Consider the following 2,933-nt stretch of genomic DNA (forward strand, 5'->3'; position numbering starts at 1 on the left):
CATAAAACGCGTTTGGCGTTGTATGGTTAAGCCTCACGGGTAATTAGTACAAGTTAGCTTAATGGCTCACACCACTTCCACATCTTGCCTATCAACGTTGTAGTCTTCAACGGCCCTTCAGAGACTTTAAAAGTCTAGTGAGAACTCATCTCGAGGCCTGCTTCGCGCTTAGATGCTTTCAGCGCTTATCAGTTCCGAACGTAGCTACCGGGCAATGCCATTGGCATGACAACCCGAACACCAGCGGTTCGTTCACTCCGGTCCTCTCGTACTAGGAGCAACCCCTCTCAATTCTCAAACGCCCACGGCAGATAGGGACCGAACTGTCTCACGACGTTCTAAACCCAGCTCGCGTACCACTTTAAATGGCGAACAGCCATACCCTTGGGACCGACTTCAGCCCCAGGATGTGATGAGCCGACATCGAGGTGCCAAACACCGCCGTCGATATGAACTCTTGGGCGGTATCAGCCTGTTATCCCCGGAGTACCTTTTATCCGTTGAGCGATGGCCCTTCCATTCAGAACCACCGGATCACTATGACCTACTTTCGTACCTGCTCGACGTGTCTGTCTCGCAGTTAAGCTGGCTTCTACCATTACACTAACCGTACGATGTCCGACCGTACTTAGCCAACCTTCGTGCTCCTCCGTTACTCTTTGGGAGGAGACCGCCCCAGTCAAACTACCCACCAGGCACTGTCCGTAACCCCGATTCAGGGGCCAACGTTAGAACATCAAAACTACAAGGGTGGTATTTCAAGGACGACTCCACAAAAACTAGCGTCTCTGCTTCTAAGTCTCCCACCTATCCTACACATGTAGGTTCAATGTTCAGTGCCAAGCTGTAGTAAAGGTTCACGGGGTCTTTCCGTCTAGCCGCGGGTACACAGCATCTTCACTGCGATTTCAATTTCACTGAGTCTCGGGTGGAGACAGCGTGGCCATGGTTACACCATTCGTGCAGGTCGGAACTTACCCGACAAGGAATTTCGCTACCTTAGGACCGTTATAGTTACGGCCGCCGTTTACCGGGGCTTCGATCAAGAGCTTCTCCGAAGATAACCCCATCAATTAACCTTCCGGCACCGGGCAGGTGTCACACCGTATACGTCATCTTGCGATTTTGCACAGTGCTGTGTTTTTAATAAACAGTCCCAGCCACCTGGTCACTGCGGCTCCAATCAGCTTAGAGAGCAAGTCTCATCACCAATCGGAGCGTACCTTCTCCCGAAGTTACGGTACGATTTTGCCTAGTTCCTTCACCCGAGTTCTCTCAAGCGCCTTAGTATTCTCTACCTGACCACCTGTGTCGGTTTGGGGTACGATTCGGTATAATCTGAAGCTTAGAGGCTTTTCCTGGAAGTATGGCATCAGCAACTTCATCACCTTGGTGACTCGTCTCGTGTCTCAGCCTAACAGCAACCCGGATTTACCTAAGTCGCTAGCCTACACACTTTCACATGGACTACCATCGCCATGCTTGCTTAGCCTGCTCCGTCCCCCCATCGCAATTATACCAAGTACGGAAATATTAATCCGTTTCCCATCGACTACGCCTTTCGGCCTCGCCTTAGGGGTCGACTTACCCTACCCTGATTAACATGGGATAGGAACCCTTGGTCTTCCGGCGTGCGGGTTTTTCACCCGCATTATCGTTACTCATGTCAGCATTCGCACTTCTGATACGTCCAGCATACCTCCCGGTACACCTTCAACCGCTTACAGAACGCTCCCCTACCACTCAAAATAAATTTTGAATCCGCAGCTTCGGTGCATAGTTTAGCCCCGTTACATCTTCCGCGCAGACCGACTCGACCAGTGAGCTATTACGCTTTCTTTAAAGGATGGCTGCTTCTAAGCCAACCTCCTGGCTGTCTGGGCCTTTCCACATCGTTTCCCACTTAACTATGACTTTGGGACCTTAGCTGGCGGTCTGGGTTGTTTCCCTCTTCACGACGGACGTTAGCACCCGCCGTGTGTCTCCCGGATATTACTTTACGGTATTCGGAGTTTGCAAAGGGTTGGTAAGTCGGGATGACCCCCTAGCCTTAACAGTGCTCTACCCCCGTAAGTATTCGTCCGAGGCTCTACCTAAATAGATTTCGGGGAGAACCAGCTATCTCCCGGTTTGATTAGCCTTTCACTCCTAACCACAGGTCATCCCCTAACTTTTCAACGTTAGTGGGTTCGGTCCTCCAGTTGATGTTACTCAACCTTCAACCTGCCCATGGCTAGATCACCGGGTTTCGGGTCTATACCTTGCAACTATTCGCCCAGTTAAGACTCGGTTTCCCTACGGCTACCCTAATCGGTTAACCTCGCTACAAAATATAAGTCGCTGACCCATTATACAAAAGGTACGCAGTCACCCAACAAGTGGGCTCCTACTGCTTGTACGTACACGGTTTCAGGTTCTATTTCACTCCCCTCACAGGGGTTCTTTTCGCCTTTCCCTCACGGTACTGGTTCACTATCGGTCAGTTGGGAGTATTTAGCCTTAGATGATGGTCCACCTATATTCAGTCAAAGTTTCACGTGCTCCGACCTACTCGATTTCACTTAAAATGCGTTTTCATGTACGGGACTATCACCCTGTATCGTGGCACTTTCCAGAGCCTTCCATTAACACATAATAAGCTTAAGGGCTGTTCCGATTTCGCTCGCCGCTACTATCGGAATCTCGGTTGATTTCTTTTCCTACGGGTACTTAGATGTTTCAGTTCTCCGCGTTCGCCTCGTTAACCTATGTATTCAGTTAACGATACCTGCAAGCAGGTGGGTTTCCCCATTCGGAAATCCTAGTCTCAAGTGCTTTTTACTAGCTTGACTAGGCTTATCGCAAGTTAATACGTCCTTCATCGCCTCCAACTGCCAAGGCATCCACCGTGTACGCTTAGTCACTTAACCATACAACCCAAACGGGTCTTTGTT

At 50.1% G+C, this 2,933-nt stretch carries 1 rRNA gene; it reads right to left on the reverse strand.

The features are described 5' to 3' along the window. Positions 1–22: 22 nt before the first annotated feature. Positions 23–2,909: ribosomal RNA gene (locus ND6B_RS08160) — 23S ribosomal RNA — on the reverse strand. Between the last annotated feature and the right edge of the window lie 24 nt (positions 2,910–2,933).

This window comes from Pseudoalteromonas sp. ND6B (assembly GCF_000764215.1).
GTDB lineage: Bacteria > Pseudomonadota > Gammaproteobacteria > Enterobacterales > Alteromonadaceae > Pseudoalteromonas > Pseudoalteromonas tetraodonis.